Raw genomic sequence first — 25,205 nt, forward strand, 5'->3', positions numbered from 1 at the left:
GCGGGCGCGACGGGGGGGCGGGGCGCCGACCCGCCGGCTCTGGTCCCGCGGGGCCGCGCGGCGCCCGCCGGGCGCCGCGCGGGGACCCGTCAGCGCATGAGCACCCCGGCCGCCTCCACCATTTCCTCGGCGGGCAGTGCGACCAGCCCCAGCTCCGCACCCGAGGCGAGCAGCCGATGGGCGGGCAGCACCCGCACCGTGTAGCCGAACGGTCCCGTGCGGTCCAGGGTCAGCGGGCCCTCGTAGACCCAGTTCCCCTCCGTGTCGGGCCCGTTGGACGCCGGCTTGAGCGGGACCGTGGTCGGGGCGGTGAGCCGGTCCTCGGCGTCGACCCGGCCCGCCGCGGCCTGCACCTCGACGTCCTCCGGGGCGAGCCGGCCGAGCCCGACCCTGACCCGCAGGGTGAGCGTGGCGCCAAGCTCGGCGGTGGCCGTCGCGGAGGAGGTCTCCACGTGGCCGACCCGCACGCCGGACCAGCCGCCGCGCACCCGCGCCTTCCACTCGCCGAGCTCGCGGGCCGCGTCCGCGTCCATCGCCCGGTGGGAGCGGGCGGCCGGGGCGTAGAGCCGCTCCACGTACTCCCGCACCATCCGGCCCGCCAGCACCTTGGGCCCCAGGTGGGTGAGGGTGCGGCGGACCATCTCGATCCAGCGGTCGGGCAGGCCGCTCGATCCGCCCTTCTCGTAGAACCGCGGGGTGACCCGGCGCTCCAGCAGGTCGTAGAGGGCCGCGGCCTCCAGGTCGTCGCGCCGCTCCGGCCCGGTGCCGGTCCCGTCCGCGGTGGGGATCGCCCACCCGAAGTCGCTCTGGTACCACTCGTCCCACCAGCCGTCGAGCACCGACAGGTTGAGGCAGCCGTTCAGCGCGGCCTTCATGCCGCTGGTGCCGCACGCCTCCAGCGGCCGCAGCGGGTTGTTCAGCCAGATGTCGCAGCCCGGGTAGAGCTTCTGCGCCATGCCCATGCCGTAGTCGGGCAGGAAGACGATCCGGTGCCGCACCCGCGGGTCGTCGGCGAACCGCACCAGCTCCTGGATCAGCCGCTTGCCGCTCTCGTCGGCCGGGTGGGCCTTGCCCGCGACCACCAGCTGCACCGGCCGCTCCGGGTGGAGCAGCAGCGAGCGCAGCCGGTCGTGGTCGCGCAGCATCAGGGTGAGCCGCTTGTACGAGGGCACCCGGCGGGCGAAGCCGATGGTCAGCACGTCCGGGTCGAGGACGCCGTCGATCCAGCCGAGCTCGGCGTCGCCCGCGCCGCGCTGGCGCCACGAGTCGCGCAGCCGCCGCCGCACCTCGTCGACCAACTGGGCGCGCAGCGAACGGCGCAGCTGCCAGATCTCGTCGTCCAAGACGTCCGTGACGGCGTCCCACCGCTCGGAGCCGCCGACGCTCAGCGCCTCCTCGGCGCGCCGCTCCCCGACACCGCGGGCGCCCATCCTGAGCACCTCGGGCGCCACCCAGGTCGGCGCGTGGACGCCGTTGGTGACGGAGGTGATCGGGACCTCCTCGGGGTCGAATCCCGGCCAGAGTCCGGCGAACATCTCGCGGCTGACCTTGCCGTGCAGCAGGGAGACGCCGTTGGCCCGCTGGGCCAGGCGCAGGCCCATCACCGCCATGTTGAAGACGCCCGGGTCGCCGCCCGGGTAGGTCTCCGCGCCGAGCCGCAGCACCCGGTCGACGTCGACGCGGGGCAGCTCGGCGTCCTGCCCGAACTGCCGGGCGACCAGGTTGCGGTCGAAGCGGTCGATGCCGGCCGGGACGGGGGTGTGCGTGGTGAAGACCGTGCCGGCCCGCACCGACTCCAGCGCGGAGTCGAAGTCCAGTCCGTCGGTCACCAGTTCGTGGATGCGCTCCAGGCCGAGGAAGCCGGCGTGGCCCTCGTTGGTGTGGAACACCTCGGGTGCGGGGTGGCCTGTGAGCTCGCAGTACGCGCGCACCGCCCGGACACCTCCTATGCCCAGGAGCATCTCCTGCAGCAGCCGGTGCTCGCTGCCGCCGCCGTACAGACGGTCGGTGACGCCCCGTTCGCCGGCGCCGTTGTCCTCGACGTCGGAGTCGAGCAGCAGCAGCGGCACCCGGCCGACCTGGGCGACCCAGATCCGGGCCCGCAGCGACGTGCCGCCGGGCAGGGCGAGCGAGACGTGGGCGGTGGAGCCGTCGGGCCGGGCGAGCGGGGTGAGCGGCAGCTCGTGCGGGTCGAGGACCGGGTAGTGCTCCTGCTGCCAGCCGTCGCGGGAGAGCGACTGCCGGAAGTAGCCGTGCCGGTAGAGGAGTCCCACGCCGATCAGCGGGACGCCCAGGTCGCTGGCGGCCTTGAGGTGGTCACCGGCCAGGATGCCCAGGCCGCCGGAGTACTGCGGCAGGGCCGCGGTGATGCCGAACTCCGGTGAGAAGTAGGCCACCGCCGCGGGCAGTGAGCCGGACTGCTCCTGGTACCAGCGGGGCCCGCCGGTGTACTCGGCCAGGTTCTCGGCGGCCGCGGACAACCGGGCCAGGAACTCTCCGTCCTGGGCCAGCTCGGCGAGCCGGGCGGGCGGGACGCTGCCCAGCAATCGCACCGGATCGTCGCCGCAGGCCGCCCAGCGTTCGGGGTCCACGGACCGGAAGAGGTCCCGGGTCCCGGCGTGCCAGGACCAGCGCAGATTTCGCGCCAGATCGCTGAGTGGCCGCAGGGGTTGGGGGAGGACGGGACGGACGGTGAATCGACGGATCGCCTTCACGTTTCCACCTCGGCTGGGCGTGCGGAAAAAAATGGGGGACACATCCGCACGAATGCGTCCCCGTCGTCACCCCTGACGGTATCCGCGTACGGACGGATCAACCACGGCGCGCGGGTTCACCGGCGTGCCGCCGGGGCATACGGCGCACGACACGCGGCGCGGCCGGGTGAAATACCCGCCGCTCAGGGGGGAATACGTCGATGGATGTACAAGTCCGGATCGTAGCGATCGGGTACGAGACCGGTCTTGTGCTCCCGGATACGCATGAGTAGTTAACAAAGCGCCGGATTGCTCACCCGAAGAGGGTGGGAAGGCTCCCCCGGTACCCCCCGTTCGGTGGCTCTCGCGGGAACCACCCTCGCCTTCCTCCCGCACCACCCGATCAGCATCTCCCCATCCGCCCACCCACGTTGACGCGGAGGAGTGGTCATGCCCGCCACATCTCGTCCGACGGCCCGTCCGCAGGAGCCGGACGCCGCAACCCGTCCCCGGCCGCAGCCACCGCGCGACGCCCCGGCGTCCGACGGCGCCGCCCCCGCGCACACCCCGCCCGCGCGCGCCCAGGGCGCGACCCCACCGGAGGATCCCGCCCCGCAGCACGGCCCCACCGGGGACGGCACGGCGGAGGGCCGGGCCGCCGCCCATCCCGGTGAGGACGAACCCTCCGACACGACCCGGAACCCGATGAACAGCAAGGACAGCAGCAGCGGCAAGGACGGCAAGGACATGAAGGGCTCGCGGAAGGCCCCCGCCAAGGCCCAGGGCAGGACGCCCGGCAAGGCGACCGGCAAGGCGCCGGGCAGGTCCTCGAAGAAGCCCCCGGCGGCCAAGGGCCCCGCGAAGGACACCGCCAAGGCCCCGGCCGCGGACACCGCGCCCGCGGGGACCGCCCCGGCGCCGGAGAAGACACCCCCCTCCCGCAGGACCCCCGCCCGGTCCCCGCGCCCCCTCGCCCCCGCGGCGACCGTGGGGCGCATACCCGTGGAGGACGTCCGTCCCCGCGTGGCCGACGGACGGCGTCCCGCCAAGGCGGTGGCCGGCGAGAGCTTCGAGGTCACCGCCACCGTCTTCCGCGAGGGGCACGACGCCGTCGCGGCCAACGTGGTGCTGATCGACCCGGACGGCACACCCGGCCCGTGGACGCCGATGCGCGAGGTCGCCCCCGGCACCGACCTGTGGGCCGCCGCCGTCACCCCCGACCGCACCGGCCGCTGGAGCTTCCTCGTCGAGACGTGGAGCGACCCGGTGGGCACCTGGCGGCACGCCGCCCGCATCAAGATCCCGGCCGGCATCGACACCCACCTGGTGCTGGAGGAGGGCGCGCGCCTCCACGAGCGGGCCGCCGAGGGCGTCCCCGAGGGCACGGCCCGCCGGGCCGTGCTGGCCGCGGTGGACGCCCTGCGCGACGAGGAACGCCCGGTGGCCTCCCGCCTGGCGGCCGCCCTGGCCCCCGAGGTGACCGCCGCCCTGGACGGCCACCCGCTGCGTGAACTGGTCACCGCCTCCGACCCGCTGCCGCTGCTGGTGGAGCGGGAGCGGGCGCTGTACGGCTCCTGGTACGAGTTCTTCCCACGTTCCGAGGGCGCCGTGGTGCCGCAGGACGGGCCGCCGGTCAGCGGCACCTTCCGCACCGCCGCGGAGCGGCTGCCGGCCGTCGCGGCGATGGGCTTCGACGTCGTCTACCTCCCGCCGATCCATCCCATCGGCCGCACCCACCGCAAGGGCCCCAACAACACCCTCTCCGCGCACGAGTGGGACGTCGGCGTGCCGTGGGCGATCGGCTCGCAGGAGGGCGGGCACGACGCGGTCCACCCGGACCTGGGGACGATCGAGGACTTCGACGCCTTCGTCGCGAGGGCCTCCGAACTGGGGCTGGAGATCGCGCTGGACTTCGCGCTGCAGTGCTCCCCGGACCACCCGTGGGTCGAGAAGCACCCGCAGTGGTTCCACCACCGCCCGGACGGGTCGATCGCGTACGCGGAGAACCCGCCGAAGAAGTACCAGGACATCTACCCGATCGCCTTCGACCAGGACATGCCGGGCCTGGTCGAGGAGACCGTGCGCGTCCTGCGGTTCTGGATGGACCACGGGGTGCGGATCTTCCGCGTCGACAACCCGCACACCAAGCCGGTCGTCTTCTGGGAGAAGGTCATCGGCGAGATCAACGCCGCCGACCCCGACGTCGTCTTCCTGGCCGAGGCCTTCACCCGCCCCGCGATGATGCGCGCCCTCGCCCAGACCGGTTTCCAGCAGTCGTACACGTACTTCACCTGGCGCAACACCAAGGAGGAGCTCACCGACTACCTCTCGGAGCTGAGCGGGGAGACGGCGCCGTACCTGCGTCCGAACCTGTTCGTGAACACCCCCGACATCCTGCACGCCTACCTCCAGCAGGGCGGCCGGCCCGCCTTCGAGGTCCGCGCGGTCCTGGCGGCCACCCTCTCCCCCGCCTGGGGCGTCTACGCGGGCTACGAGCTCTGCGAGAACACCCCGGTGCGCGAGGGCAGCGAGGAGTACCTGGACTCGGAGAAGTACCAGCTGCGCCCCCGTGACTGGGAGGCCGCCGAGCGGGAGGGACGCACCATCGCCCCCCTGCTGGCCCGGCTGAACGAGATCCGCCGCGGCAGCCCCGCCCTGCGCCACCTGCGCAACCTGCGCTTCCATCACGCCGACAAGGACGAAGTGATCGTCTACTCCAAGCGGCACGGCTCGAACACGGTTCTGGTGGTGGCCAACCTGGACCCGCACCACACCCAGGAGGCCACGGTGTCGTTGGACATGCCGCAACTCGGCCTGGACTGGCACGAGTCGGTACCGGTGCGCGACGAGCTCACCGGCGAGACCTATCACTGGGGCAGGGACGCCTATGTACGCCTCGGACCCGGGGGAGCACATGTGCTGACCGTCGGCGCCGGTGGCGGCGGGGCCCTGCGACCGTCCTCACCGCAGATCGGAGGGTCACCCACCACATGATCGTCAACGAGCCCGTCCCGGACAAGTTCGAGGACACCCCCGCCCGCGACCGGGATCCCGACTGGTTCAAGCGCGCCGTCTTCTACGAGGTCCTGGTCCGCTCCTTCCAGGACTCCAACGGCGACGGCGTCGGCGACCTCAAGGGCATCACCGCCAAACTCGACTACCTGCAGTGGCTCGGCGTGGACTGCCTCTGGCTCCCGCCGTTCTTCAAGTCGCCGCTGCGCGACGGTGGTTACGACGTCTCCGACTACACGTCGGTGCTCCCGGAGTTCGGCGACCTGGCCGACTTCGTGGAGTTCGTCGACGCCGCGCACCAGCGCGGCATGCGCGTGATCATCGACTTCGTCATGAACCACACCAGCGACCAGCACCCGTGGTTCCAGGAGTCCCGCAAGGACCCCGACGGCCCGTACGGCGACTACTACGTCTGGGCCGACGACGACAAGCAGTACCAGGACGCCCGGATCATCTTCGTCGACACCGAGACGTCCAACTGGACCTTCGACCCGGTCCGCAAGCAGTACTACTGGCACCGGTTCTTCTCCCACCAGCCGGACCTCAACTACGAGAACCCGGCGGTGCAGGAGGAGATCATCTCCGCGCTGCGGTTCTGGCTGGACCTGGGCATCGACGGGTTCCGGCTCGACGCGGTGCCCTACCTGTACCAGCGGGAGGGGACCAACTGCGAGAACCTGCCGGCCACGCACCAGTTCCTGAAGCGGGTGCGCAAGGAGATCGACGCGCACTACCCGGACACCGTGCTGCTGGCGGAGGCCAACCAGTGGCCGGAGGACGTCGTCGACTACTTCGGCGACTTCGCCTCCGGCGGCGACGAGTGCCACATGGCGTTCCACTTCCCGGTCATGCCCCGCATCTTCATGGCGGTGCGCCGCGAGTCGCGCTACCCGGTGTCCGAGGTCCTCGCGAAGACGCCGGCGATCCCCCAGAACTGCCAGTGGGGGATCTTCCTGCGCAACCACGACGAGCTGACCCTGGAGATGGTCACCGACGAGGAACGCGACTACATGTACGCGGAGTACGCCAAGGACCCGCGGATGCGGGCCAACATCGGCATCCGCCGCCGTCTCGCGCCCCTCCTCGACAACGACCGCAACCAGATCGAACTGTTCACCGCCCTGCTCCTCTCGCTGCCGGGATCGCCGGTGCTCTACTACGGCGACGAGATCGGGATGGGCGACAACATCTGGCTCGGCGACCGCGACGGGGTGCGCACCCCCATGCAGTGGACGCCGGACCGCAACGCCGGGTTCTCCTCCTGCGACCCCGGCCGGCTCTACCTGCCGACCATCATGGACCCGGTCTTCGGCTACCAGGTCGCCAACGTCGAGGCGTCCATGGCGTCGCCGTCGTCGCTGCTGCACTGGACCCGCCGGATGATCGAGATCCGCAAGCAGAACCCGGCCTTCGGGCTGGGCGCGTACACCGAACTCCCGTCGTCCAACCCGGCGGTGCTCGCGTTCCTGCGCGAGTACGAGGACGACACGGTGCTGTGCGTGCACAACTTCTCCCGCTTCGCCCAGCCCACCGAGCTGGACCTGCGGGAGTTCACCGGCCTGCACCCGGTGGAGCTCATCGGCGGGGTCCGCTTCCCGGCCATCGGCGACCTGCCGTACCTGCTGACCCTGGCGGGCCACGGCTTCTACTGGTTCCGGCTCCGTGAGGACCCGGCCGACAAGGGCCCGGCGTAACCGGCCAGTTCCGTCGCGAGGCGGTTTCGGCCGCCTCGCGACGGGCACGCGAAAACACCCGCTCCCCCGTCCCGAAGGGGAAAGGACGCGCCGCCATGTCGGAAGCCTCGCCGTACGCCCCCGCCCGCTCCACCCTGCCCGCGCAGGACCTCTCGGTCTCGCTGGAGCCGCTGCTGCTCGAGTGGCTGCCCCGCCGCCGCTGGTTCGCCGGGAAGGGCAACGCGCTCTCCCACCTGACCGTGGTGGCCGAGACCGAGCTGCTGCCGCTGCCCGCCACCGGCAACCAGCCCGGGCTGCTGCACCTGCTGGTCCGCGCGGGACGACATCCCGGCGACTGCTACCAGTTGCTCCTCGGCGTCCGCCGCACCCTGCCGCCCCACCTGGCCCCTGCGCTGATCGGGCACCTGCACCACGGCCCGTTCGCCGGGACCACGGTCTACGACGCGCTGCACGACCCGCGCGCCACCGGGCTGCTGCTGGAGGCGCTGCGCAGCCGTGCCCGGGTCGGTGGGTTGTGCTTCGAACGCGAGGGTGAGCAACCGTTACCTCTGGACGCCGCGCCGCGGCTGGTCACCTCGGAGCAGTCCAACTCCTCGGTAATCTATGGCGAATCGTTGATCCTCAAGCTGCTGCGCCGGGTCACCCCCGGCGTCAATCCGGACCTGGAGCTCCCGCTGGCGCTGGCCCGCGAGGGGTGCGCCCGGGTGCCCGCGCCGGCCGGCTGGTTGACCGCCCATCTGCCGGGCGAGTCGGAGCCGTACGTGCTGGCGGTCCTGCAGCCCTTCCTGCGCGGCGCCGACGACGGCTGGCAGCTGGCGCTGGCCCGGCTGGCCGAGGACCGGGACTTCACCGGCGAGGCCCGTGCCCTGGGCCGCGCCACCGCCGAGGTGCACCTCTCGCTGGCCCGCGCCCTGCCCACCGTCACCCTGGGCCGGGCCCAGCTCGCGCAGATGGTCGAGGGGATGTGCGACCGGCTGGACGCCGCGGTCCACGCGGTGCCCGCGCTGCTCCCGTACGCGGACGGTCTGCGTTCCGCCTATACCGCGCTGGCCGACCTGGCCTCGGAGGGGCGCACCTGGACCGCCCAGCGGATCCACGGCGACCTGCACCTGGGCCAGTGCCTGCGGACCCCGGACGGCGAGTGGTCGCTGATCGACTTCGAGGGCGAGCCGTCGCGACCGCTGGCCGAGCGGCGCCTGGAGCAGCCCGCGGTGCGGGACGTCGCCGGGATGCTCCGGTCCTTCGACTACGCGGCGCACTCCGGGAGCCCCTGGCCGCCGGGCTGGGCGGACGCCTGCCGGTCCGCGTTCTGCACCGGGTACGCCGAGGCGTCCGGCCACGACCCGCGCACCGACCCGGTGATGCTGCGGGCCTGCGAGACCGAGAAGGCCGTCTACGAGGTGGTCTACGAGGCCCGGCACCGGCCAGACTGGCTGCGGGTGCCGCTGGCCGCGATACAGCGCCTGGCCGCCGGGGCCGCCGGAGCGGTCCCGTGAGCCCCCGGCCGCGGCCCGCCGGGCCCGCGCCGCCCTGATCCCGCGCCGCCCTGATCCCGTACCGGCCTGGCCCCGTGCCGTCCGGCCACGTACCGTCCGGCTCCGTCCCGCCTGGCCACGATCCGCCTGGCCCGTACCGTCCGGCCACGTTCCGTCTGATCCCGTCCCGCCCGGCCACGTTCCGTCTGATCCCATCCCGCCCGGCCACGTTCCGTCTGATCCCGTCCCGCCTGACCACGATCCGCCTGATCCCGTCCCGCCCGGCCACGTTCCGTCTGATCCCGTCCCGCCCGGCCACGTTCCGTCTGGTCCCGTACGGCCTGATCCTGTACCGCCTCACGCGTCGGACCGTCGTGTGTTCCCCCCGAGGAGGCCCCCTGTGGTGAACCCCAGCCAACCGTCCACCCGTCCGACCTCCGGCCGGGAGCGGGCGGCCGCCGTCCGCAGGACGCCGGCCGCCAGGCCACCGCAGCAGCGCGGCCCCGTCGACGACCGGCCCGACGGGCCGCCCGCCGCCGTGCCGCGCCCCGCGCCGCTGGAGGTGGTCCCCGCTCCGTGTCCGCCCGAGGACCGCGAGCGGCTGCTGGCCGGCACCCACCACGACCCGCACGGCGTGCTCGGCGCCCACCCGGCCGACGGCGGCACGGTGGTCCGCGCCCTGCGCCCGCACGCCCGCTCGGTCACCGTGGTCGCCGAAGGGCTGCGTGCCGACCTCCACGACGACGGCGACGGCTTCTTCTCCGGCCGCCTCCCGCTCGCCCACGACCGGCTCCCCGACGACCAGGGGGTGCCCGCCTACCGGCTGCTGGTCGGCTACGAGAGCGGCACGCACGAGACCGAGGACGCCTACCGCTTCCTGCCCTCCCTCGGCGATCTGGACCTCCACCTGATCGGCGAGGGCCGCCACGAGGAGCTGTGGAAGGCCCTCGGCGCGGAGCCCATGGTCCACCAGGGCGTCACCGGCACCCGTTTCACCGTCTGGGCGCCCAACGCCCGCGGCGTACGGGTGACCGGCACCTTCGCCTACTGGGACGGCACCGGCTTCCCGATGCGCTCGCTGGGCGCCACGGGCGTCTGGGAGCTGTTCGTCCCCGCGGTCGGCGAGGGCGAGCTCTACAAGTTCGAGATCACCCGCCCCGACGGCAGCCGCACCCTGCGCGCCGACCCGATGGCCCGCCGCACCGAGTGCCCGCCCGCGACCGCCTCCGTGATCACCTCCTCGGACTACGCGTGGGGCGACGAGGAGTGGCTGGAGCGGCGCGGCGCGGTTCCCGCCCACGAGGCGCCGTTGTCCGTCTACGAGGTGCACCTGCCGTCCTGGCGGCCAGGCCTCGGCTACCGGCAGCTCGCCGAGCAGCTTCCCGCCTACGTCGCGGAGCTCGGCTTCACGCACGTCGAGCTGATGCCGGTCGCCGAGCACCCGTTCGGCGGCTCCTGGGGCTATCAGGTCACCGGCTTCTACGCCCCCACGGCCCGGATGGGCACCCCGGACGACTTCAAGTACCTGGTCGACAGCCTGCACCGGGCCGGCATCGGCGTGATCATGGACTGGGTGCCCGCGCACTTCCCGCGCGACGCCTGGGCGCTGGCGGAGTTCGACGGCCGCCCCCTGTACGAGCACCCGGACCCGCAGCGGGCCGCCCACCCCGACTGGGGGACGCTGGAGTTCGACCTGGGGCGGCGCGAGGTGCGCAACTTCCTGGTCGCCAACGCCGTCTACTGGTGCGAGGAGTTCCACATCGACGGCCTGCGGGTGGACGCCGTCGCCTCGATGCTCTACCTCGACTACAGCCGCGAGGACGGGCAGTGGACGCCCAACGAGCACGGCGGCCGGGAGAACCTGGACGCGGTGGCCTTCCTGCAGGAGATGAACGCCACCGTCTACCGCCGGGTCCCGGGGGTGGTGACCATCGCCGAGGAGTCCACCGCCTGGGACGGCGTCACCCGCGCCACCCACCACGTCGGCCCGTCCGGCTTCGGCGGGCTCGGCTTCGGCCTGAAGTGGAACATGGGCTGGATGCACGACTCGCTGGAGTACATGGAGCGCGACCCCGTGCACCGGGCGTACCACCACGACCGGATCACCTTCTCGATGGTGTACGCGTACAGCGAGAACTACGTACTGCCGATCTCGCACGACGAGGTGGTGCACGGCAAGCGGTCCCTGGTGTCCAAGATGCCGGGCGACTGGTGGCGGCAGCGGGCCGACCTGCGGGCGTACCTGGGCTTCATGTGGGCCCACCCCGGCAAGCAGCTGCTGTTCATGGGACAGGAGTTCGCGCAGGGCGCGGAGTGGTCGGAGGCGCACGGCCCGGACTGGTGGCTGCTCGACCCGTCCTACGGGGCGGCGGCCGACCACCGCGGGGTGCGGGACCTGGTCGGCGACCTCAACGCCGTGTACCGGCGGACGCCGGCGCTGTGGCAGCGGGACGTCTCCCCGGACGGGTTCCGGTGGGTGCTGCCGGACGGCGCGGGGGACAACGTGCTGGCGTTCCTGCGGTACGACGCGGAGGGGTCGCCGCTGCTGGCGGTGTGCAACTTCTCCCCCGTGGTGCGGGAGGGCTTCCGGGTGGGGGTCCCCGACGACGTCCCCGCGTGGACGGAGGTCCTCTGCACGGACGCGGCGCGCTACGGCGGCTCCGGCCTCTCCCCCACCGGCGACGCCGCCCCCGTGAAGCCGGAGCCGCAGCCCTGGCACGGCCTCCCCGCGAGCCTCCGCCTCACCCTGCCCCCGCTGTCGACCGTGTGGCTCGCCCCGGCGTGAGCGCGGCAGGGACGGGCCGAGCGCGGCCGGGCCGGGTGCCCGCACTCCGTACGGTGCGGGCACCCGGCCCGGCGCTGTCCCAGGCGTTCCGTCGTGCGTCCGGTCATCCCACCGGGGTTCCCACCTGCCGCGCGACGGCGGCCAGTTCGGCGCGGTAGGCGGCCAGGCGGGATGTCCGGCCGGCCGTCAGCGCCCCGACCGGCCTCCCCCGGCGGTGGTAGGCGATCTCCAGCCGTCGTCCTGCCGGGTCGTGCTCGACGACCCTCACCTCGTCCGCGAGCGAGGGCAGGCCCACCGACCGGAGCCGGACGCCGTGCAGATCGGTCCAGAAGGACGGCACGGTGTCGTAGGGACCGGCCGCCTCCCCGTGCAGCAGGGTCGACGCGGCGGCGGCGCCCTGCGCCAGGGCGTCGGCCCAGTGCCCCGTCGTCGTCCGGGCGCCGTCGGCCAAGGCGTACCGCACCTCGGCCACGTCCCCGGCCACGACGACACCGGCGGCCGGGGAGCCGTCGCCGCGCAGGGCGCGCAGGGAGGAGTCGCAGCGGACGCCGCCGTCCAGCAGGAGACCGGAGCCCTCCAGCCACCCGGTCGCCGGAATCCCGCCGAGCGCGACGACCGCGGTGTCCGCGGGAGCCGAGGAGGCGTCCGAGAGGTCCGCCGCCGACAGCGAACCGTCGGCGGCCGCGCGGAACCCGGTGACCCGGGTGCCGGTGCGCACGCTGATCCCGGCCTCCTCCTGCAGGCCCGCGACGAAGGCGCCCGCCACCCGGCCGAGCGCCCGCGCCAGAGGCTGCTCCGCTGCTTCCACCAAGGTGACGGCCGTGCCACGGGCCCGGGCCGCCGCCGCGATCTCGCAGCCGAGGAAGCCACCGCCCACCACCACCAGGGAGCGGCCTGCCTCCAGCCGGCGCCGGAGGGCGAGCGCGTCGTCCCAGCCGCGCAGGGTGAGTACTCCCGGCAGCGTGGGGCCGCCGGCCGGCAGGGTACGGGCGTGCGCACCGGTGGCGATCACCAGTCCGTCGTAGTCGAGCGCCGTGCCGTCGGACAGCGACACGCGGCGCTCGCGGACGTCCAGGCCCACGGCCCGGCGGCCCAGCAGCCACCGGGCGTCCAGGTCGGCCGGGAGCGGCAGCCGGGGAAGCTCGGGCTCCTCCTCGCGTGCGAGTACCTCCTTGGAGAGCGGAGGGCGGTCGTAGGGCGGGTGAGGTTCGGCGCCGACGATCGTCAGCGAGCCCGTCCAGCCCGCTGCCCGCAGCGTCCGCGCCGCGTGCAGCCCGGTCAGCGACGCTCCGACGACGACCACCCGCCGGGGTGCGCGCATCAGGGCGCCACCGGCGACGGCGCGGGCGCGACGGTGATCGCGCGTACGGGGCACAGGGCGGCGGCCCGCTCGGCCCGCCCCCGCTCCGCCTCGTCCGGGTGCTCCTGGTGGACGAGGGTCTCGTCCTCGTCGAAGGCGAAGACCTCGGGCGCGGCGAAGACGCACTGCCCGTGGTTCTGGCACAGGTCCGTGTTCACGGTGACGCGCATGACGGCGGCTCCGGTCGGTAGCAGGGCTGGGGCGGAGGGACAGGGACAGGGCGGAGGGACGGTCCGGTGCGGGCATCAGCCGTCGGCCGACGGGCCGGGGCGGGAGTCCGCGGGGGCGAGGCGGGGCCGCGGGTTGAAGCGGGAGTACCGGGGCTTCGACCACCGCAGCGGTGAGCCTTCGGCCACCTCCCGCACCTCGGCCACGGAGAACTCCACCAGCCGCTGGGCGCCCGGGTACCGGTCCGCTCCGCCCTCCTCCCAGACGGTGCGGGCGGTTCCGGTCAGGTGGAGCAGCGCACCGGTCTCCCAGTCCGGGAACAGCAGTCCTGCCTCCGGCCTGAGGTGCAGGTTGCCGAGCGTCAGGAACATCGCGTTCCCGGTGTAGTCGGGCCAGCGCAGGCGGGTGGGCGACAGCACCTCGACGAAGCCGGGGTCGCCTCCCCGGTGCGAGGCGTCCGCGTCGCCGCGCCCGGAGGCGGTGGCGACGAAGAAGGTGTCGGCGGCGGCGATCGCGGCCTGTTGCGCCGCGCTGAGCGCGGCCGTGGTCACCGCGGCGCGTGGCCGGGTGTCCGCGCGGCCTTCCAGCTCCCGTTTCGTCAGGTACTTCGGGCAGTTGGCGATCACCTGGTCCAACGCGACGCGGATCTCGTCGCCGTCGCGCCGGGCACGGCCGTTGAGCCGCATCCTGCGGCGCGTGGCCGGTTCGAGGGCGATCAGGCCGACCCGGGCCGTCCGGCCGTCCGCGAAGACGGCGGCCGGCGGGTCCTCCGGCGGCGACGCCCGGACGACCAGCGTCCGGGGATCGGGGACCCGGAGGAACCCCGCGGGTCCGGTGAGCAGCGTCGCCCACATCCGGCCCCCCTCGTCCGCCGCGCCCAGCACGATCATCGGCTGCTCGGACAGGAACGCACGGGCCACGGGCGGGACGGTGTCGCCGATGCCGCCCAGGGAGAAGGCCGCCTGGGCGGCGAGTCCCGCCCGCTCCTGCACGGCGAGTTCGCCGGGGTGGTAGCCGGACACGACGTCTTCCTTTCTGCCGCTCTGCCGCCGCGTGTCGACGGCTGGTCTAGAAGAATCCGCAGGTGGGCGCGCCCGCGACGGGTGCGGCGGACGGGTCGGCGCCGGTGGGCGCGTAGATCTCGAGCCGGATGCCGTCCGGGTCGGTGAAGAAGATGCCGCCGGAGGCGGCGCCCTCGCCGTGCGGGACGACACCCTCGTAGGCGAACTCGGCGCCCAGCGCCCGCAGCGCCTGCTCGGCCTCCTCGACCTCCTCGACGCTCTCCACCTGGAAGGACAGGTGGTGCAGGCCCGCGCGGTCGGCGGCGAAGCCTCCCTCGCTCTGCTGCCACAGCGCCACGAGCAGCCGGCCGTCACGGCCGAGCAGGGCCCAGCGGCGGTCTCCGTCCTTGCCCTCCTCCAGCACGTCGAACCCGAAGAGCTCCCGGTAGAACCCGAGGGACCGCTCCAGGTCGGTGACGTTCAGTGCGACGTGGCCCGTCTGCAAGCTCGCGAACTTCCCCATGCCTGATCACACGCCTTCGTACGAGGTTCCGAGCCGATCTCGTAACCACTGAAGGTGAAGTTAACGGTTAGTCAGCGACGGGTCAACTGGTCATGCCCGGATGACCGGTTATGCTCGGCGGGAGTCCGAGAGACCCGAGACGCGAAGGAGCCGGCCGTGGGGACGAACGAGGACGACCTGGCCGGCGCGTCGTCGCCGGACCCCCGGCCGCTGACCGGGGAACCGCTCGCCGTCGACCTCCTCAACACCCGCTGGATCGACGACGAGGGCCTCCACGACCTGCTGGACGACCTGACCGGCACGGACATCTGGCTGGCCGCGCAGGGGGACCGCTTCGACGGAGCGGTCGTGGCTCCCGACGGGACGACCCGTGCGGCCCTTCTGACCGCCCGGGCCGCGCTGGACCTGGCGGCCGCCGACCCCGCGCACCCGTCGCCCGCGTCGGTGGCCGCCCTCAACGAGGTGCTGGCGCACGGCTGTGTGCGCCATGTCCTGCGCGCGGAAGGACCCGGCACCACGGTCGAGGTGGACGATCCGGCCTGGCTGCCGGCCTGGGCCGCGGCGGCCGACTGGCTGCGCCTCCTGGCGGACCGGCCCGACCGCATCCGGGCGTGCGCCAACCCGGAGTGCGTGCTGCACTTCCACGACGTCTCGAAGAACGGGACGCGCCGCTGGTGTTCGATGTCCGGCTGCGGCAACCGCGCCAAGGTGCGGCGCCACTACGCCCGCCACCGGCAGGGCTGAGCGGCCGCACGGGCCGCACCGGCCGGACGGGCCACCGGCAGGGTGGCCCCGGGTACGGCGACGGCTCGGCTCCGGAGACCTCCCGGAACGGAGCCGTCAGCCACGCCCGAGTCCCCGCCGGAGTCGGACCTCCTCCTCACCCCCGCCGCGCCCCCGTCACGGCGTCACTTGCGGTCGAGGGCCCCGGACTTGGCCAGCGAGGCCGGCAGCGCGTCCGTGTGCACCACCGCGAGCCGCTGGGTCGCACGGGTCAGCGCCACGTAGAGGTCGCTCGGGCCGAAGGAGGCCGGTTCGACCACCACCACGGAGTCGAACTCCAGCCCCTTCGCCCCGCGCGGATCCACCAGCACGACCCGCCGGGTCAGGTCCGGCACCCCCGTGACCGGAACCCCGAGCGCCTCGCCGAGTTCCCCGTGCAGCTCCCGCGGCGCGATCACCGCGAGCCGCCCCTCCTCGGGGGCGAGGTCGCCCACCACCGAGGCGACGGCCCCCGGCAGCTCGCCGGAACCGCCCGCCGCGACGGCGAACGGCCGGACCCCCGTCTCCCGCACCGACCGCGGCGGTTCGAACGCGGGGTCGCCCGCCCGCACGACCGCCGCCGCGACCTCCATGACCTCCGCGGGCGTCCGGTAGTTGACGGACAGCCGCGTGTGCTCCCACCGGTCCTCGACGTAGGGGGCGAGGATCCGCTCCCAGGACCCCACTCCCGCCGCCTCCGCGGTCTGCGCGGGATCGCCCACCAGCGTCATCGCCCGCGTCGGGGACCTCCGCATCAGCAGCCGCCACACCATCGGCGACAGCTCCTGCGCCTCGTCCACGATGATGTGCCCGAACGCCCAGGTCCGGTCCGCCGCCGCCCGCTCCGCCGCACTGCGGTGGTCGGCCTCCTCGTGCCGCTCGGCGAACCGCTCCGCGTCGATGATGTCCTGCGCGCCGAGCACCTCCGCGTCCTCGTCGTCCTTGTCCTCGAACTCGTAGGTGCGCGAGGCGTAGGCGACGTCCAGCACGCCCTGCGCGTAGGCGATCCGGGCCCGCTGCTCGCGCGCCGCCCGGTCCCGCGCCGCCCGGTCGTCCTCGCCGAGCAGTTCGGCCGCCTCGTCGAGGAGCGGCACGTCGGCCACCGTCCACCCGGTGGTCACCGGCCGCCGCACCGCCTCGGCGTCCTCGGGCGGCAGGTAGCCGTCCGGCTCCGCCAGCAGCCGGGCCACCACCTGCCGCGGTGTGAGCACCGGCCACAGCTCGTCGATCGCGTCCCACACGGCCGGGTTGTCGGCCAGTTCGTCACGGATCGCCGAGACGTCGCTGTCGTCCAGCAGGTTGGACCCGTCGTACGGGTCGGTGCCGATCTGCTCGGCGACCAGTTCGGTGAGCGTGTTCAGCAGGTAGCCCTCGAAGTACTCCCGCGCCAGGTTGTGCGGCAGCCCCGTGGAGCGGGCGCGGTCGCGGGCGACCCGCACCAGGCCCTCGTCGAGCATCACCACCTGCCGGTCGTGCTCGACGGCGAGCACCGGGTCGGGCAGCCGCTCGTGGTCGCGCACCAGGCGCTCCAGCACCTCGGCCATCTCCGCCCGCCCCTTCACCGCCGCCGCGGCCGGGGTGTCGGCGGCCGTCGCCGTGACGCCGGGGAACAGCTCGCCCACGGTGGCCAGCAGCACGCCGGTCTCGCCCAGCGAGGGCAGCACCTCGCCGATGTAGCCGAGGAAGGCCGGGTTCGGGCCGACGATCAGCACGGCGCGCCGCGCCAGCAGTTCGCGGTGCTCGTAGAGCAGGAAGGCGGCGCGGTGCAGGGCGACCGCGGTCTTGCCGGTGCCCGGCCCGCCCTCGACCACCATCACTCCCTGGTGCGGGGCGCGGATGATGCGGTCCTGGTCGGCCTGGATGGTGCGCACGATGTCGCCCATCCGGCCGGTGCGGGCCTGGTTGAGCGCGGCGAGCAGCACGGCGTCGCCGGTGGGGTCCTCGTGGCCGGTGCGGGTGGTGTCACCGAGGTCGAGGATCTCGTCGTGCAGCGCGGTGACCGTGCGGCCCTCGCTGGAGATGTGGCGGCGGCGCCGCAGCCCCATCGGGGTGTGGCCGGTCGCCAGGTAGAACGGCCGCGCCACCTCGGCGCGCCAGTCGATCAGCAGCGGGGTGCGTTCCTCGTCGTCGGCCCGGATGCCGATGCGGCCGATGTGGTGGGTGGCGCCGCCCGTGAGGTCGATCCGGCCGAAGCACAGCGCGCTGTCGACCGCGTCCAGGGCGGCGAGCAGCCCGGACCGCTCGGCGACCAGGATGTCCCGCTCCAGCCGGCCCTGCCGCGTGGTGTCCTCCTGCGCCAGCGCCTCCTGGACGGCACGGTCCGCGTCCGCGCGCAGCGCCTCGACGTGCGCGTGGAGTCCGTCGACGAATTCCTGCTCGCGCCGCAATTCGAGGTCGTGGAATTCGTCGTCCCCGCCGTCGTGTGAATGTGCCGTGTTTGACAATGCCGCTCCCGCCCGGATATACTCTGCTCAGTGCACTTTTTCGTGACTTTCCGAATTAAGTCGCGAATGAACAAAGATAGACGACGAAAACCCCCGGAGACAATTCCCCGGGGGTTTTTCCGTGCGCCGTGACGTCGGGCGACGGCGTCAGGACCTGGCGAGCGCCTTGTCGTCGCCGGAGGAGGCGGCGGGCGGTCCGGCCGTCCCGGCGGAGGCGTCGTGGCCGCCGTCGTGCCCGCCGTCGTGGCCTTCGTGCCCGTCGAGCAGCGTGCGCTCGTCGAAGGGCAGTTCGCCGGCCAGGACCCGCTGGACCCGGTCCTTGTCGACCTCCTTGGTCCAGGTGCCGATCAGCAGCGTGGCGACCGCGTTGCCCGCGAAGTTGGTCAGGGCGCGCGCCTCGCTCATGAACCGGTCGATGCCGACGATCATGCCGACGCCGTCGACCAGGTCCGGCTTGTGCGACTGGAGGGCGCCCGCCAGCGTCGCCAGGCCCGCGCCGGTGACGCCCGCGGCGCCCTTGGAGGCCACCATCATGAAGAGCAGCAGGGTGATCTGCTGGCCGACCGTCATCGGGTCGCCCATCGCCTCGGCGATGAACAGCGAGGCCATGGTCAGGTAGATCATCGTGCCGTCGAGGTTGAAGGAGTAGCCGGTCGGCACGGTGATGCCGACGACCGGGCGGCTGACGCCCAGGTGCTCCATCTTGGCGATCAGCCGCGGCAGCGCCGACTCCGAGGACGAGGTCGAGAAGATCAGCAGGAACTCGCGGCCCAGGTACTTCAGCAGGCTGAACAGGTTGACCTTGGCGACGACCCGGACCAGCGTGCCGAGCACCACCAGCACGAACAGGGCACAGGTGAGGTAGAAGCCGATCATGATGGCCGCCAGCGCCTTCAGGGCGTCGACGCCGGTCTCGCCGACCACCGCCGCGATGGCGCCGAAGGCGCCCACCGGGGCCGCCCACATGATCATGGCGAGGATGCGGAAGACCAGCCGCTGGATGTGCTCGACGCCGCGCAGGATCGGCTCGCCGGAGCGGCCCATGGTCTGCAGCGCGAAGCCGGCCAGCAGGGCGACCAGCAGGGTCTGCAGGACGACGCCCTCGGTGAAGGCGGAGACCAGGGTGGTCGGGATGATGCCCAGCAGGAAGTCGGTCATCGTGGTCTCGCTGCCGGCCGCGGCCTGCTCCTGGCCGACACCCTTGGCGGCCTCGGTGAGCTCCACGCCGCCGCCCGGGTGGATGACGTTGCCGACGACCAGGCCGATGGCCAGCGCGACGAAGGACATCGTCACGAAGTAGCCGATGGCGAGGCCGCCCACCTTGCCGACCTTGGCCGCCTTCCGCACCGAACCGATGCCGAGCACGATGGTGCAGAAGATGATCGGCGAGATCATCATCTTGATCAGCCCGACGAACGCGGTGCCTATCGGCTTGAGTTCCTTGGCGACGTCGGGAGCCGTGAGGCCCAGGACGATGCCGAGGACCACCGCCACCACGACCGCCAGATAGAGGAAATGCGTACGGTCCCGCCGGGGTTTCACGTCGGGTCCCGCCTGACCCGGGATGGTCGCGCCGGTCATGGACGGCCTCCTTGACAGCTCTGTCGGGGAAAAGTGTCCGACGATGCTTGCACATGGCATTCAGCTGCCGGACGGCTTTCCGACGGCACAGGAGTCGTCAGATTTTCACGTAAAGTAATCAGATGTGAGCAAGCGGTGGTGAGCGGAATCGTGCCGCCCTACCGTCTGCATCGTGCACAGATCTCCCTCCCCCGCCTTCGACGCCGCCGCCGCGCACCGCATCCGTACCGCCCTCGGGCTCGGCCCCGAGGAGATCGCCCACGGGATGCGCACCGCCTTCGGCCTGGGCCATGTGACGCCGGAACTGGTCACCGCCTGGGAGAAAGGCCAACTGCTGCCCAGCAGGGACGAGTTGGCCGGACTGGCCGGGATGCTCTGGTGCTCCCCCGCCGACCTCGCGGGCCGGCCGCGCACCCTGCGCGAGCACCGTCTGGCCCGCGGACTCACGCCGGAGGAGGTGGCCGCGGCGATCGGCATGGACGTGCTCGCCTACCTCCGCATGGAGCAGGAGAACGTCTGGCGTGGCGCCGACCGGCCGACCCAGGAGCTGCGCCGACTGTTCCGGCTGGACCGGTCCGACCTGGTGGCGGTCAGCGGACGCAACGCGAAACTCTCACTGCTCCTGCGCGAGACATTCACCTCGCGGGGGGCCGGACCGGCGCGCGCGGTGGCCCGCACCGCCTCCCTGGACCGCCGGGTGGTCGACATCGCCCTGCGCCGGCTGCGCGCCGAGCACACCGCGGCACCCGATCCGGAGCTGTTCGCCTCCCACGCGGTGGACCACTTCTGGGAGGCGGTCCGGGCGAACGCCTGACGGTCCGCCCGCCCGGCGACCGAGAGGTCAGAAGACCGACTCGGCCTCCTCCATGCGGCTCTTGGGCACGTGCTTCAGCTCGGCCGTGGCCTCGGCCAGCGGCACCATCACGACCTCGGTGCCGCGCAGCGAGGTCATCATGCCGGAGACTCCGCGGTGCGCCGCCTCCACCGCGTGCCAGCCGAAACGGGTCGCCAGGACCCGGTCGTAGGCCGTGGGCGTGCCGCCGCGCTGGACGTGACCGAGGATGACCGGGCGGGCCTCCTTGCCCAGCCGCCGCTCGAGCTCGCGGGCCAGGGCGGTTCCGATGCCCTGGAAGCGCTCGTGGCCGTACTGGTCGATCTCGCCCTTGCGGTAGTCCATGCTGCCCTCGGCCGGGTGGGCGCCCTCGGCCACGCAGATCACCGCGAACTTCTTGCCGCGGGCGAACCGCGCCTGCACCATCTCGACCAGGTCGGCCGGGTCGAACGGCCGCTCCGGCAGGCAGATGCCGTGCGCGCCGGCGGCCATGCCGGACTCCAGGGCGATCCAGCCCGCGTGACGGCCCATCACCTCGACGACCATCACCCGCTGGTGGGACTCGGCGGTGGTCTTCAGCCGGTCCATCGCCTCCGTCGCGACCGTCACGGCCGTGTCGAAGCCGAAGGTGCGGTCGGTGGAGGAGATGTCGTTGTCGATGGTCTTCGGCACGCCGACGATCGGCATGCCGGCCTCCGCGAGCATGCTGGCGGCCGTCAGGGTGCCCTCGCCGCCGATCGGGATCAGCACGTCGATGCCGAACCGGTTGGCGGTCTCACGGACCTCGCGGCAGGCCTCCTGCAGCCGGGCCCGGGGCAGCCGGGAGGAGCCCAGTATCGTGCCGCCGCGCGCCAGGATGCCGCTGACCGCGTCCAGGTCGAGGGATCGGAACCGCCCGTCGAGGAGACCCTCGTAGCCGTCCTCGAAACCGATGACCTCGTCGTCGTACTGGGAGATGGCGCGGTGCACCACGGAACGGATCACCGCGTTGAGGCCGGGGCAGTCGCCGCCGGCGGTAAGAACTCCGATGCGCATGCCGCTCCCGCGTCTCGCCTCTTCCGTCGGGCCCCGATTGTTCCACGCCCCGCCGGACCCCGCGCGCCGGCCCGGTCCGGACGGCCCGGCAGGGAGGGCGCCGCCCCGCCCGCGTCCTGCTCGCCCCGCCCGGCCGACACGGGGCGAACAGGGCGCGGACGCGGGGCCGGCACACCCGCCCGGCGTAGCCGCGCGGCCCCCCGGTACCCGGCCGGGGACGATGTTTGACAGGCTGGCCCAGAGGCACCGGAACGGGAACACCAGCACGGCGGCGGCGGTGCGCCGGCGCACCGAAGGCACAGGAACGGAGACCCCCGCGTGACGCGCAGCGTGTACGTGACCGGCATCGACCGCGGCGACGGCCGCCAGGTCGTGGACCTGGGGGTGATGGAACTCCTCACCCGTCAGGTCGACCGCGTCGGCGTCTTCCGCCCACTCGTGCACGACGGCCCCGACCGCCTCTTCGAGCTCCTGCGGGCCCGCTACCGGCTCGGCCAGGACCCGGCCACCGCGTACGGCATGTCCTACGAGGAGGCCACCGCCCTGCAGGCCGAGCGCGGTCTGGACGAGCTCGTCACCGCCCTGGTCGACCGGTTCCACGCCGTCGCGGACGCCTACGAGGTGGTCCTGGTCCTCGGCACCGACTTCGCGGGCGCCAACCTGCCCGACGAGCTGGGGCTCAACGCCCGGCTGGCCAACGAGTTCGGCGCGTCGGTGATCGGCGTGGTCGGCGGCCGGGGCCAGAGCGCGGAGGCGGTGGCCGACGAGGCCCGCAACGCCTGCCGCGCCTACCAGAACCTCGGCTGCGACGTCCTCGCGATGATCGCCAACCGGGTCGCCCCGCAGGACCGCGACGCCGTGGCCGAACTGCTCGAGCGGCGGCTCGACAAGCGCCACGGCCTGCCGGGCTACGTGCTGCCCGACGAGCCCGCGCTCTCCGCGCCCACCATGGGTCAGATCGCGCACGCCCTGGACGCCCAGGTGCTGCTCGGCGACGCGGCGGGCCTGGCCCGGGACGCGCTCGGCTTCGTCTTCGGCGGCGCCACCCTGCCCAACCTGCTCAAGGCGCTCACCCCCGGCTGCCTGATCATCGCCCCCGGCGACCGGACCGACCTGGTGATGGGCGCGCTGGCCGCGCACAGCGCCGGCTCGCCGCCCATCGCGGGCGTGGTGCTGACCCTGGGCATCCTGCCCGACCCCGACCTGATGGCGCTGGCCGCGCGGCTGGCCCCCGGCACCCCGGTGCTGTCCGTGCGGGAGAACAGCTTCCCCACCGCGGAGCGGCTGTTCACCATGGAGGGCAAGCTCAACGCGGCCACCCCGCGCAAGGCGGAGACGGCGCTGGGCCTCTTCGAGCGGTACGTCGACGTGGCCCGCCTGCGCACCCTGGTCTCCGCGCCCAGCAGCGGCCGGGTGACCCCGATGATGTTCGAGCACGGCCTGATCGAGCGGGCCCGCGCCGACAAGCGCCGCGTGGTGCTCCCGGAGGGCACCGAGGAGCGGGTGCTGCGCGCCGCCGAGGTGCTGCTGCGCCGCGGGGTCTGCGAGCTGACGCTGCTCGGGCCGGCCGAGCAGATCCGCAAGAAGGCCGCCGACCTGGGCCTGGACATCGCCGACGCCGAGCTGATCGACCCGCAGACCTCGGAGCTGCGCGAGTCCTTCGCCCACCGCTACGCCGCGCTGCGCGCCCACAAGGGCGTCGCCTTCGACCTGGCCCACGACGTGGTCTCGGACGTGAACTACTTCGGCACCCTGATGGTGCTGGACGGCTTCGCCGACGGCATGGTCTCCGGCTCGGTGCACTCCACCGCCGCGACCATCCGTCCCGCCTTCGAGGTGATCCGGACCCGGCCGGACGCGGAGCTGGTCTCCTCGGTCTTCTTCATGTGCCTGGCCGACCGGGTGCTGGTCTACGGCGACTGCGCGGTCAACCCGGACCCGGACGCCGCCCAGCTCGCCGACATCGCCCTGCAGTCGGCGGAGACCGCCGCCCAGTTCGGGGTGGAGCCGCGGATCGCGATGCTGTCCTACTCGACCGGGGCCTCCGGCTCCGGCGCCGACGTGGAGAAGGTCCGGCGGGCCACCGAGCTGGTGCGCGAGCGGCGTCCCGACCTGCCGGTGGAGGGGCCGATCCAGTACGACGCCGCCGTGGAGCCCACCGTCGCGGCGACCAAGCTGCCCGGCTCCCAGGTGGCCGGCCAGGCGACCGTGCTGATCTTCCCGGACCTCAACACCGGCAACAACACCTACAAGGCGGTCCAGCGTTCGGCCGGCGCCATCGCCGTCGGCCCGGTGCTCCAGGGCCTGCGCAAGCCGGTCAACGACCTCTCCCGGGGCGCCCTGGTCCAGGACATCGTCAACACCGTGGCCATCACGGCCGTCCAGGCCCAGCAACCGGCGCCCGGAGCCGCAACGGCGCCCGCCCCCGGCACGACGGCGGCCCCCGAAGAGACCGTCCCCGCCCCCGGCGCGACGGCGGCCCCCGAAGAGACCATCCCCGCCCCCACCCCCGAAGAGACCGACCGCGCGCAGAAGGGGAGCCGGTCATGACCGCCACCCGTGTCCTCGTCCTCAACACCGGCTCGTCCTCGGTGAAGTACCAGCTCCTCGACATGGCCGACCGCTCCCGGCTGGCGGTGGGCCTCGTCGAGCGGATCGGCGAGGAGTCCGGACGCATCAAGCACACCCTGGTCAACGGCCCTCAGGGCAAGGAGCGCACCCGGGAGACCACCGGCCCGGTCCCCGACCACGTGGCCGCGCTGGAGGCCGTCGCCGACGAACTGGCCCGCGACGGCCTGGGCCTTGACTCCCCGGAGCTGGCCGCCGTCGGCCACCGGGTGGTGCACGGCGGCAAGCGGTTCACCGAGCCCACGCTGATCGACACGGCCGTGGTCAACGAGATCGAGCGGCTCTCCCCCGTCGCCCCGCTGCACAACCCGGCCAACCTCACCGGCATCCGCACCGCCCAGAAGCTGCGCCCGGACCTCCCTCAGGTAGCCGTCTTCGACACCGCCTTCCACTCGACGATCCCGGAGGCGGCGGCCCGCTACGCGATCGACGTGGAGACCGCGGACCGGCACCGGGTGCGCCGCTACGGCTTCCACGGCACCTCGCACGCCTACGTCTCGCGCGCCGCGGCGAAGCTGGTGGGCAAGGACCCGGCCGAGGTGAACGTCATCGTGCTGCACCTGGGCAACGGCGCCTCGGCCTCCGCCGTGCGCGGCGGGCGGTGCGTGGAGACGTCGATGGGGCTGACCCCGCTGGAGGGCCTGGTCATGGGCACCCGTTCCGGGGACCTGGACCCGGCGGTGGTCTTCCACCTGATGCGGGTGGGCGGCATGAGCGCCGACGAGATCGACGTCCTGCTCAACAAGAGGTCCGGCCTGGTGGGGCTGTGCGGCGACAACGACATGCGGGAGATCCGCCGCCGGGTCGACGAGGGCGACGAGGCGGCGAAGCTGGCCTTCGACGTCTACGTGCACCGGCTGCGCAAGTACGTCGGTGCGTACTACGCGGTGCTCGGCCGGGTGGACGTGGTCGCCTTCACCGCGGGGGTGGGCGAGAACTCCGCCCCGGTGCGGGCCGCGGCCCTGGAAGGGCTGGAAGGTCTCGGCCTCGCCGTGGACGAGCGGCTCAACTCCGCGCGCGCCGACGGACCCCGGATCGTCTCACCCCCGCACCTGCCCGTGGCGGTCGCGGTGGTGCCCACCGACGAGGAACTGGAGATCGCCGCGGAGACGTACGAGCTGGTCACGGGCGCCCGGCGGAGACCCTGAGGGCGGGGGCCGCCGGCAAGCTACCGCCGGGTATTTATTCCGCTGCGAAACAAACGGATAGGAT

Annotated in this window: 16 protein-coding genes; 8 read left to right on the forward strand and 8 right to left on the reverse strand. The window is 73.3% G+C overall.

From position 1 onward, the window contains the following. Positions 1-89 precede the first annotated feature (89 nt). The gene (gene glgP / locus ACFRAV_RS08780; RefSeq protein ID WP_382552839.1) at positions 90-2,714 is read right to left on the reverse strand and encodes an alpha-glucan family phosphorylase; all 2,625 of its coding nucleotides are present in this window, start codon (positions 2,712-2,714) and stop codon (positions 90-92) included. Positions 2,715-3,440: 726 nt separating this feature from the next. Here glgP and ACFRAV_RS08785 point away from each other — a divergent pair. The 4 genes from ACFRAV_RS08785 to glgB all read left to right on the forward strand — a co-directional run bounded on the left by ACFRAV_RS08785 (position 3,441) and on the right by glgB (position 11,659). After that, a complete protein-coding gene (locus ACFRAV_RS08785) occupies positions 3,441-5,687 on the forward strand; it encodes a maltotransferase domain-containing protein (RefSeq protein WP_382552881.1) in 2,247 nt (748 codons plus the stop codon). After that, a complete protein-coding gene (gene treS, locus ACFRAV_RS08790) occupies positions 5,684-7,399 on the forward strand; it encodes a maltose alpha-D-glucosyltransferase (RefSeq protein WP_382552841.1) in 1,716 nt (571 codons plus the stop codon). Before ACFRAV_RS08785 ends, treS begins: the two co-directional genes overlap by 4 nt. A gap of 95 nt (positions 7,400-7,494) precedes the next feature. Further along, positions 7,495-8,895: a maltokinase gene (locus ACFRAV_RS08795; protein ID WP_382552843.1), complete on the forward strand. Its 1,401-nt coding sequence runs from the start codon at positions 7,495-7,497 to the stop codon at positions 8,893-8,895. Positions 8,896-9,412: 517 nt separating this feature from the next. After that, positions 9,413-11,659 (forward strand): 1,4-alpha-glucan branching enzyme, encoded by a 2,247-nt coding sequence (gene glgB, locus ACFRAV_RS08800; RefSeq protein WP_382552883.1) that lies wholly within the window; start codon positions 9,413-9,415, stop codon positions 11,657-11,659. 103 nt (positions 11,660-11,762) lie between these two features. Here glgB and ACFRAV_RS08805 read toward each other — a convergent pair whose 3' ends face one another. The 4 genes from ACFRAV_RS08805 to ACFRAV_RS08820 form a co-directional block, all read right to left on the reverse strand. After that, entirely contained in the window at positions 11,763-12,980 is a 1,218-nt protein-coding gene (locus ACFRAV_RS08805) for an NAD(P)/FAD-dependent oxidoreductase (RefSeq protein WP_382552845.1), read from the reverse strand. Further along, complete coding sequence (locus ACFRAV_RS08810; RefSeq protein WP_382552847.1) at positions 12,980-13,189, reverse strand: ferredoxin; 210 nt, start codon at positions 13,187-13,189, stop codon at positions 12,980-12,982. Before ACFRAV_RS08810 ends, ACFRAV_RS08805 begins: the two co-directional genes overlap by 1 nt. A 75-nt stretch (positions 13,190-13,264) precedes the next feature. After that, positions 13,265-14,209, reverse strand: a complete 945-nt coding sequence (locus tag ACFRAV_RS08815) for a pyridoxamine 5'-phosphate oxidase family protein (RefSeq protein ID WP_382552849.1) — start codon at positions 14,207-14,209, stop codon at positions 13,265-13,267. Between the two features lie 46 nt (positions 14,210-14,255). Further along, a complete protein-coding gene (locus ACFRAV_RS08820; protein WP_382552851.1) occupies positions 14,256-14,711 on the reverse strand; it encodes a VOC family protein in 456 nt (151 codons plus the stop codon). A 177-nt stretch (positions 14,712-14,888) separates the two neighbouring features. Between ACFRAV_RS08820 and ACFRAV_RS08825 the strand changes: the two genes are divergently transcribed. Then, positions 14,889-15,455 carry a CGNR zinc finger domain-containing protein gene (locus tag ACFRAV_RS08825; RefSeq protein ID WP_382552885.1) on the forward strand — a complete coding sequence of 189 codons (567 nt, stop codon included), beginning with the start codon at positions 14,889-14,891 and terminating at the stop codon, positions 15,453-15,455. Between the two features lie 164 nt (positions 15,456-15,619). On the opposite strand, the gene ACFRAV_RS08830 is transcribed toward ACFRAV_RS08825, so the two are convergent. Both ACFRAV_RS08830 and ACFRAV_RS08835 read right to left on the reverse strand, forming a co-directional pair. Then, the gene (locus tag ACFRAV_RS08830; protein WP_382552853.1) at positions 15,620-17,917 is read right to left on the reverse strand and encodes a HelD family protein; all 2,298 of its coding nucleotides are present in this window, start codon (positions 17,915-17,917) and stop codon (positions 15,620-15,622) included. A 147-nt stretch (positions 17,918-18,064) separates the two neighbouring features. Beyond that, positions 18,065-19,498 (reverse strand): cation:dicarboxylate symporter family transporter, encoded by a 1,434-nt coding sequence (locus ACFRAV_RS08835; protein ID WP_382552855.1) that lies wholly within the window; start codon positions 19,496-19,498, stop codon positions 18,065-18,067. A 172-nt stretch (positions 19,499-19,670) separates the two neighbouring features. On the opposite strand from ACFRAV_RS08835, the gene ACFRAV_RS08840 reads away from it, so the two are divergent. Beyond that, positions 19,671-20,312, forward strand: coding sequence for a helix-turn-helix domain-containing protein (locus ACFRAV_RS08840; protein WP_382552857.1), 642 nt, complete (start codon positions 19,671-19,673; stop codon positions 20,310-20,312). A gap of 27 nt (positions 20,313-20,339) precedes the next feature. On the opposite strand, the gene ACFRAV_RS08845 is transcribed toward ACFRAV_RS08840, so the two are convergent. After that, positions 20,340-21,365: an ATP-dependent 6-phosphofructokinase gene (locus ACFRAV_RS08845; protein ID WP_382552859.1), complete on the reverse strand. Its 1,026-nt coding sequence runs from the start codon at positions 21,363-21,365 to the stop codon at positions 20,340-20,342. 318 nt (positions 21,366-21,683) lie between these two features. On the opposite strand from ACFRAV_RS08845, the gene pta reads away from it, so the two are divergent. Further along, entirely contained in the window at positions 21,684-23,915 is a 2,232-nt protein-coding gene (gene pta / locus ACFRAV_RS08850; RefSeq protein ID WP_382552861.1) for a phosphate acetyltransferase, read from the forward strand. Further along, positions 23,912-25,141, forward strand: a complete 1,230-nt coding sequence (locus ACFRAV_RS08855) for an acetate kinase (RefSeq protein ID WP_382552863.1) — start codon at positions 23,912-23,914, stop codon at positions 25,139-25,141. The genes pta and ACFRAV_RS08855 overlap by 4 nt, the downstream gene beginning before the upstream one ends. Positions 25,142-25,205: the final 64 nt, after the last annotated feature.

The sequence above is a fragment of the Streptomyces sp. NPDC056600 genome, from assembly GCF_042792855.1.
Lineage (GTDB): Bacteria > Actinomycetota > Actinomycetes > Streptomycetales > Streptomycetaceae > Streptomyces.

Coding starts and splice junctions, on each gene's coding strand:
- ACFRAV_RS08785 (WP_382552881.1), top strand. CDS start 3,441: ATGAAGGGCTCGCGGAAGGCCCCCGCCAAGGCCCAGGGCAGGACGCCC.
- treS (WP_382552841.1), top strand. CDS start 5,684: ATGATCGTCAACGAGCCCGTCCCGGACAAGTTCGAGGACACCCCCGCC.
- ACFRAV_RS08795 (WP_382552843.1), top strand. CDS start 7,495: ATGTCGGAAGCCTCGCCGTACGCCCCCGCCCGCTCCACCCTGCCCGCG.
- ACFRAV_RS08805 (WP_382552845.1), bottom strand. CDS start 12,980: ATGCGCGCACCCCGGCGGGTGGTCGTCGTCGGAGCGTCGCTGACCGGG.
- ACFRAV_RS08810 (WP_382552847.1), bottom strand. CDS start 13,189: ATGCGCGTCACCGTGAACACGGACCTGTGCCAGAACCACGGGCAGTGC.
- ACFRAV_RS08820 (WP_382552851.1), bottom strand. CDS start 14,711: ATGGGGAAGTTCGCGAGCTTGCAGACGGGCCACGTCGCACTGAACGTC.
- ACFRAV_RS08835 (WP_382552855.1), bottom strand. CDS start 19,498: ATGACCGGCGCGACCATCCCGGGTCAGGCGGGACCCGACGTGAAACCC.
- ACFRAV_RS08845 (WP_382552859.1), bottom strand. CDS start 21,365: ATGCGCATCGGAGTTCTTACCGCCGGCGGCGACTGCCCCGGCCTCAAC.
- ACFRAV_RS08855 (WP_382552863.1), top strand. CDS start 23,912: ATGACCGCCACCCGTGTCCTCGTCCTCAACACCGGCTCGTCCTCGGTG.